The organism is Streptomyces luteolifulvus, assembly GCF_008806595.1.
Classification (GTDB): Bacteria; Actinomycetota; Actinomycetes; order Streptomycetales; family Streptomycetaceae; genus Streptomyces; species Streptomyces luteolifulvus.
This window is the reverse complement of the sequence record NZ_VZRB01000030.1, coordinates 87,885-95,364: the sequence shown is the minus strand read 5'-3', so window position 1 is coordinate 95,364 and position 7,480 is coordinate 87,885. Positions and strand designations below refer to the sequence as shown.

Below are 7,480 nucleotides of genomic sequence, written 5' to 3'. Positions count from 1 at the left end.
ACGAACACCTTCAGCGTCCCCGAACGGCATCAGCCCACGTCAGGGCAGACAGAAGCATGTCCGGCGCGCGCCACGGCATTTACCACGCCCCCGGCGCGCACCGAAGGTGCGCTGAGTCGCTGACCTGCAGTTCTTTGAGTGTGCATTATGGGCGTTGTGTGCGTTGCGGGAGATATCTTGACGCATGTTCGGCGCAGGTTCTGATGAAGCGCCAGGTAGGCGTTCGCGCAGTTGGTGGTGCGTCGGGTGTGGCCTGTCGGGGTGAGAGTGCCTCCCAAGGCGTCGAGTCCGGGTGGCAACCCTGGTCCAGAGCCCAGATGCCAGCAGGCTTCGGCTTGCGCCGGCGGCGCTAGACTTTCTCGGTCGCGATCCGCGCGTGGTTGGCGGTGAGTATGGCAATGTCCTCGATGTCCGAGGTCAGGATCGTGACGCGCCCGGGATGGGTGAGTGCTGTGGCGCAGAGCATGGCGTCGATGGCGTACTTGTGGCCGTGCAGTCCGGTCGTGCGCAGCAGGGTGGCGGCCGACTGGGCGATGGCCTGGGTGACCGGCTCGACCCGCAGCCGGGACAGAGTCCATTTCAGTGCGGCTTCGTTGATCTTCGGGTGGATCACCTCGACGAGCACGGCGGCGGAGGTGACGACGGGCAGGTCGGCGTCGCGGGCGGCGGTGAGCCACTCGTGGACCTCGCGGTCGCGCTGGACGGCCTTGGCCAGGCCCTCGCTGTCCAGGATGAGGGCGCCGCTCACGGGGCCGCCCCGGTCCCGGAGGATGCGGTGCCGGTGAGCTTGGCCCGCTTGGCTGCCACGGCCTCCGGATCGGCCGGGCCGTTGGCCTCGTCGAAGTCGGCGATCAGTTCGTCGAGGTTGTCCCGCTCGATCTGCCGTTGCGCGGCTTTCTCCAGGTAGGCGGATACGCCCCGCTTGCCCACCCGCTCGCGGATCGCCTGCAAGGTGCCGGCGGTGAGGGAGACGGAGATGCCGCTAGTGGGTCCGTCGCCGGGGAAGAAGTCGGTGTCGTCGTCAGCCATGACATGATTATGGCATTTGAAATGCCATACGGCGACTCGGTTGCCGCATCTCGTGCCTCGCGTGCCTCGCGTGGCGTCGCGGTCGGATCTTCTCGGCGGTCACGCGCAGGTGGTCGGCGGACCGGAGCGGACCGAGTTGCAGCGGACGGCGGCTGTGGGGACGGCCCGGCGCCGCCTGCGCGGACTGGGGGTCCGGGTACAGGTCACGGGCGAGTGGGACGGCCACCTTGGGGGGGACGTCCGGAGCCTGCTGGCCCGAACTGGTCCAGCCATCGAGTGGCTCGTACCCCCTGTTCAAGGCGCTGACCCGGGGATCCGGCCGGATCGCCGTCAACCGCAGTGCGGCCCGACGGATCATCGAACTGCCCGAGTTCCGGGGAGCGGGGGCCGGACAGGGCGAGGGGTGGCTGAGTGCCTGCGTGCATGGTCCGCTCTCGACCAGCGAGGGTGTGGGCGGGCCTACGGAGTGGCTGCGGGCGGGAAACCTCCAGCACATGACGTACGTCGTGCGGAGCCTGCCCGGCGGCTGAACGTGGCCGCCGGGCCTGGCCGTCCGGGTCCGGCCGTACTGTCCGGCGCTCAGCCGAACAGCGGTGCCAGTGCGGTCTCGCCTGCCAGGATTCGCCAGGCAGGCACTCGCAGCGTCCGGCTCACGGGGCAGGGCTTGGCTCCGTGGCCTCCGGAGGGCAGTCCGGTGAGCAGATCGCCTCGGGCGTGGGTTTGTCGAAGGTGCCGTGCGGGTTCGTGACCGGGGCGCGGGCCGGGGTCGATCAGCACTGCAGTGTTCTCGCCCGCGTCGGTGAACAGCAGGTCCACCGGGTGGCCGCCCACCACCACGCCCCGCTCCAGATCGGTGATGCCCTGGTCGGCCAGGTACCGCTGCAAGCGGTCGGCGAGGTCCTCGCGGGCCTCGGTCACCCGGCCGGGCATGCCGGCCTCGGCCGTCGTGCCGTCGTCGCCGGCTGCCAGCGGCGCTGAGTGCGCGGCGAGGAGGGCCGGCAGACCGCTCTGGTCCTGCCAGAAGGCACGGCCGCCCACCGTGATCAGCTGCGACTTGGCCCGGGTCACCGCCACGTTCCACAGGTTGACTTGACTCGCGACCCAGTACGTCGTCCGGGGCGGTGTGTTGTGCGCTGCCACCGGGCTGAGCACCATCACGTCGCGCTGTCCGCCCTGGAAGGTGTGAACCGTGCCGACCCGGACGCGGTCGTCGTCCCTCCACATCCGTGCCAGGGCCTCCTTCTGCGCCCGGAACGGGGTGACCACTCCCACAGTCGCGTCCGGTGGAAGCCCTGCCAGCAGTCCGTCGACCACGCGCCGGACGGCCTCCGCCTCCACCGTGTTCCGCCAGGACTGCCCGTCTGCGCCGCGCGCCGATTCCCCGGACGGTACGTCGACCCAGCCGAGAACCGGTGCCGGGTCGGCCGCTCCCACCGGGTCGTGCGCCGGTACCTGCCGCCGCACGTCGGTCAGCACGCGCAGGCGGCCGCCGTAGCAGAGGCCGTTGACGACGTCCGCGCTGATCATGACCTTCGTCGTCACCGGCGGCAAGCAGGAGACTCCCTCGTCCAGGGACGGGCTCGGGCAGTGAGACCGCCTGCCCACCCCCGTCTCACCGTCCGCGGCTCACACCGGCACGCCGACCCCTGTGCGAGGCGCGTAACCCCTGATGACCGGCCGAGGAGACATCCGTGTAATGGGCATTTCGTACGGTCGCGGCAGCTCCAACCACTCGGGACGATCATGAGAGGCAGGGGGTGCCCGTGGCCGCGCCGGACCCGCGGACCGCCGACACGACGAAGGTGCGGACGGTCTGCTCGTACTGCGGTGTGGGCTGCGGCATGGTTCTCGACGTCGGGCTCGGACCGGACGGACGGCGTACGGTCCTCAAGGCATCCGGGGACAAGGAACACCCCGCGAACCTCGGCCGCCTGTGCACCAAGGGCGCCACCACCGCCGACATGCTCGCCGCTCCGGGACGTCTCGGCACGGCTCTCGTCCGGCCCGATCGGGGAGAGGAGCCGGTCCCGGTCGCCGTGGACGCGGCGGTCGCCGAGACCGCGCGGCGGCTGCGGGCGGTGATCGACGAGCACGGGCCGGACGCGGTCGCGCTCTATGTGTCGGGGCAGATGAGCCTCGAAGCGCAGTACCTGGCCAACAAGCTGGCCAAGGGGTACCTGCGCACCAACCAGATCGAGTCGAACTCCCGGCTGTGCATGGCAAGCGCCGGCACCGGCTACAAGCTGTCGCTCGGTGCGGACGGGCCGCCCGGCTCGTACCAGGATCTCGACCACGCGGACCTGTTCCTCGTCATCGGGTCCAACATGGCCGACTGCCATCCGATCCTGTTCCTGCGCATGATGGACCGCGTGAAGTCGGGTGGCGCCAAGCTGATCGTCGTCGATCCGCGCCGCACCGCCACCGCCGACAAGGCCGACCTCTACCTCCAGCTCAGGCCGGGCACCGACCTCGCGCTGCTCAACGGGCTGCTCCACCTGCTGCACAACAACGGCCGCACGGATCCGAGGTTCATCGAGGCGCACACCGAGGGCTGGGACGAGATGCCCGCCTTCCTGGCCGACTACCCGCCCGCCACCGTGGCCGCGCTCACCGGACTCGCCGAGGACGACATCCGGGAGGCGGCCCGGCTGATCGGTGAGGCGCGGGAGTGGGCGAGCTGCTGGACGATGGGCCTGAACCAGTCCACGCACGGCACCTGGAACACCAACGCCCTGGTCAACCTGCACCTTGCGACCGGCGCGATCTGCCGCCCGGGCAGCGGGCCGTTCTCCCTGACCGGCCAGCCCAATGCGATGGGCGGGCGCGAGATGGGGTACATGGGGCCGGGGCTGCCGGGCCAGCGGTCGGTGCTCGTCGACGAGGAGCGGGCGTTCGTCGAGGAGCTGTGGGAGCTGGAGCCCGGCACCCTGCGCGCCGACGGGGTCGGCCGGGGCACGGTCGAGATGTTCCGGAAGATGGCCGACGGCGAGATCAAGGCCTGCTGGATCATCTGCACCAACCCGGTGGCCTCCGTCGCCAACCGGAAAACCGTCATCGAGGGCCTCGAAGCCGCCGAGTTCGTCGTCACCCAGGACGTCTTCGCCGACACCGAGACCAACGCGTACGCCGACATCGTCCTGCCCGGCGCCCTGTGGACCGAGACCGAGGGCGTCCTCGTCAACAGCGAACGCAACCTCACGCTCGCCCGCCCGGCCGCCGACCCGCCCGGAGAGGCGAGAGCGGACTGGCGGATCATCGCCGCCGTCGCCCGCGGCATGGGGTTCACCGAGGGGTTCTCCTACGACAGCGCCGAGGACGTCTTCGAGGAGATCAAGCGGGCCTGGAACCCCAGGACCGGCTGGGACCTGCGGGGCGTGACCTACGAGCGGCTGCGCTCGACCCCCGTGCAGTGGCCCGCCGCGCGTGCCGACGGGCCCGACCGCAATCCGATCCGGTACCTCGGCGAGGACGGGGCGCTCACCTTCCCCACCGCGAGCGGCCGTGCCGTGTTCTTCGCCCGTCCGCACCTCCCGCCGGCCGAGATGCCCGACGACGACTACCCGTTCGTCCTCAACACCGGGCGCCTCCAGCACCAGTGGCACACACTGACCAAGACCGCGAAGGTGCCGAAGCTGAACAAGCTCGATCCCGGTCCCTTCGTGGAACTGCATCCGCAGGACGCGGCCGGACTGGACATCGCCGACGGCGACTCGGTGGAGGTCGCCTCACGCCGCGGGCGTGCCGTGCTGCCCGCGGTGGTCACCGACCGGGTGCGGCCGGGCTGTTGTTTCGCGCCGTTCCACTGGAACGACCTGTTCGGGGAGTATCTGAGCGTCAACGCCGTCACCAGCGACGCCATCGATCCCCTGTCGTTCCAGCCCGAGTTCAAGGTGTGCGCGGTCTCGCTCGCGAAGGTGCCGACGCCGGTGACGGTCCGCACGCCGGGCACGGTGGACCCCGTTCGCGTACCGGCCCCCGACCCCGTTCCCGTGCCGGACCCGGTTGCCGTTGCGGAAGTCACCCCCGCCGCCGGCCTCCTCGGGCTCCAGCCCGCCCCGCCGCCCGTGCTCACCGAGCAGGAACGGCAGTACCTCGTCGGGTTCCTCGCCGGCATTCCGTCCGGCGCCCCCGGTGTGCCGGTGCTGCCGCCCTCGGCGCCCTTCAGCCCCGAACACGCCCTGTGGGTCAACGGGTTGCTGGCCGGCATGTACTCACGGGCCGCCGGGACCGCCGTATCCACGACGTCACCCCGGCGCGACGTCGTGATCCTCTGGGCCTCGCAGACCGGCAACGCCGAGGAGTTCGCGGCCGCCACCGCCCAGCGGCTCACCACGGTCGGACACAGCACCTCCCTGCTCGGCATGGACGACGCCGACGTCGAGGCCCTGCCGCCGGGCGCCGATCTGCTGCTGATCACCAGCACCTTCGGCGACGGCGACGCCCCCGACAACGGCTCCGGCTTCTGGGAGGCCCTGGCCCAGCCCGACACCCCGCGTCTGGACGGCCGGCGCTATGCCGTCCTCGCCTTCGGGGACTCCTCGTACGGCGACTTCTGCGGACACGGCCGCCGCCTGGACCAGCGCCTGGACGAACTCGGCGCGCTGCGGCTGGCGCCGCGCACGGACTGCGAGCCGGACTACGAGGACGCGGCCGGCGCCTGGCTCGACGAGGTCCTCACCGCGCTCTCCGGCGCGCCCGGCCCGGGCGGGTCCGCCTCCGGTGCGCCCCTGCCCGCCGTGTCACCGTCCGGCGGCCCGGCGCCCGCCCCCGTCGCCGTGCCCACGGCGCCCCGTACGAGAAGACCCGCCCCCGTCACCGCCCGTCTGACGGGCAACCGGCTGCTGAGCCGGCCGGGCGCCGGCAAAGAGGTCCGCCGGTTCACCTTCGACACCCGCGACAGCGGAACACCGCTCCTCTACGAGGCGGGCGACGCCCTCGGCGTCCGTCCGCTCAACTCCCCGGATCTGGTGGCGGAATGGCTGACCGTCACCGGCCTGGACGCGCACACGGAGGTCGAGGTGAACGGCGTCGGCGGGGTCCCGCTCGGCGAGGCACTGCTGCGCCATCTGGACATCACCAGGATCACCCCGGGCCTGCTCCGTTTCACCGCCGAACGGACCCGCGACGCCCGCGAGGTGAAGAAGCTGCTGCGCCCGGACAACAAGGACGAGCTCGCGAAGTGGTCCTGGGGCCGCCAGGCCGTGGACGTGGCCGCCGAGCACGGACTCCGCGCCGACGCCCAGGAGTGGACCGACGTCCTGGGGCGCCTGCAGCCCCGCCTGTACTCCATATCGTCCAGCCCGCTGACCGACCCCCATCTGGTCTCGCTGACGGTCTCCGTCGTGCGCTACGAGAACCTGCACGGCCGTCCGCGCCAGGGCGTCTGCTCCCCGTTTCTCGCCGACGCCGCACCGGACACCCCGGTGCCGGTCCACCTCCAGCGCTCACCGCACTTCCGGCCGCCCGCCGACCCCGCCGTGCCCATGGTGATGGTCGGCCCCGGCACCGGCGTCGCGCCCTTCGTCGGCTTCCTGGAGGAACGCCGGGCCCGCGGCCACCGGGCCCCCAACTGGCTGCTGTTCGGCGAGCAGCACCGGGCCACCGACTTCTATTACGAGGACGAACTCACCGCGTTCCTCGCCGACGGCACGCTCGCCCGCCTGGACACCGCCTTCTCCCGCGACCAGCGCGCCAAGGTCTACGTCCAGGACCGGATGCGCGAACACGGCCCGCTGCTGTGGTCCTGGCTCCAGGACGGCGCCCACTTCTACGTCTGCGGCGACGCCTCCCGCATGGCCAGGGACGTGGACCAGGCCCTGCGCGACATCGCCACGCTGCACGGCGGGCTGGACGAGACCGGCGCGGCGGCGTACGTGAAGCAGCTCACCGCCGACAAGCGCTACGTCCGCGACGTCTACTGACCGCCCGGCGTGACCGTCGCAGGGCCCTGCTGGGCGCCCGGCTCCTCGAAGAGGCCCGGCAGCAGCCCGCACACCGCCTCCCGCTGGGCGGGGCCCACGAAGCGGGTGAGTGCCGTGGTGACCGTCTCGGCGAGCGCGCCGGAGGCCTCCTGCAGCAGCCGGCGGGCCTTGTCGGTGAGGGCGACCTCGACGCCCCGCTTGTCCCCGCACACCGACTTGCGGGTGACGAGCCCGGCGTGCTGGAGGCAGGCCATCTGGTAGGTGAGCCGGGTCTTGGGGCGGCCCAGGAGTTCCGCGATCCGGGTCATACGCAGACCCGCCGCGGGCTGCTCGGCCAGCAGGCACAGGATCAGGAACTCGTCATGGGAGACATCGAGCCGTTCCTTGACGACTGAGCGCAGCTCCTGCTCCACCGCCCCCGTCGCGGCGAGCAGCAGCATCCAGGCGCGCAGCTCGGCCGGGAGGAGTCCGTCTCCCCGCATGGACGGACATTCGGGCAGGTCGGGGGCGTGCTCGTCGGGGGCGGCCAT

At 71.7% G+C, this 7,480-nt stretch carries 6 protein-coding genes; 2 read left to right on the top strand and 4 right to left on the bottom strand.

Features of this window, described 5'->3' with window-relative positions; genetic code table 11:
- Window positions 1–349: 349 nt before the first annotated feature.
- Together F7R91_RS32140 and F7R91_RS32135 are read right to left on the bottom strand one after the other, a co-directional pair.
- Window positions 350–748, bottom strand: coding sequence for a type II toxin-antitoxin system VapC family toxin (locus tag F7R91_RS32140; RefSeq protein ID WP_150954993.1), 399 nt, complete (start codon window positions 746–748; stop codon window positions 350–352).
- The gene (locus F7R91_RS32135) at window positions 745–1,029 is read right to left on the bottom strand and encodes a hypothetical protein (RefSeq protein ID WP_150954990.1); all 285 of its coding nucleotides are present in this window, start codon (window positions 1,027–1,029) and stop codon (window positions 745–747) included. Before F7R91_RS32135 ends, F7R91_RS32140 begins: the two co-directional genes overlap by 4 nt.
- A 227-nt stretch (window positions 1,030–1,256) precedes the next feature.
- Here F7R91_RS32135 and F7R91_RS44400 point away from each other — a divergent pair, with 227 nt between their 5' ends.
- On the top strand, window positions 1,257–1,559 hold the full coding sequence (locus tag F7R91_RS44400; RefSeq protein WP_230989821.1) for a beta family protein: 303 nt from the start codon (window positions 1,257–1,259) through the stop codon (window positions 1,557–1,559).
- A 49-nt stretch (window positions 1,560–1,608) separates the two neighbouring features.
- On the opposite strand, the gene F7R91_RS32125 is transcribed toward F7R91_RS44400, so the two are convergent.
- The gene (locus F7R91_RS32125; protein ID WP_225320894.1) at window positions 1,609–2,571 is read right to left on the bottom strand and encodes a DEAD/DEAH box helicase; all 963 of its coding nucleotides are present in this window, start codon (window positions 2,569–2,571) and stop codon (window positions 1,609–1,611) included.
- Window positions 2,572–2,870: 299 nt separating this feature from the next.
- Here F7R91_RS32125 and F7R91_RS32120 point away from each other — a divergent pair, with 299 nt between their 5' ends.
- Window positions 2,871–6,950 (top strand): molybdopterin-dependent oxidoreductase, encoded by a 4,080-nt coding sequence (locus F7R91_RS32120; RefSeq protein WP_408056078.1) that lies wholly within the window; start codon window positions 2,871–2,873, stop codon window positions 6,948–6,950.
- Here the strand turns inward: F7R91_RS32120 and F7R91_RS32115 are convergent.
- Complete coding sequence (locus F7R91_RS32115) at window positions 6,944–7,480, bottom strand: MarR family winged helix-turn-helix transcriptional regulator (protein WP_150954981.1); 537 nt, start codon at window positions 7,478–7,480, stop codon at window positions 6,944–6,946. The two genes, F7R91_RS32120 and F7R91_RS32115, sit on opposite strands and share 7 nt — an antisense overlap.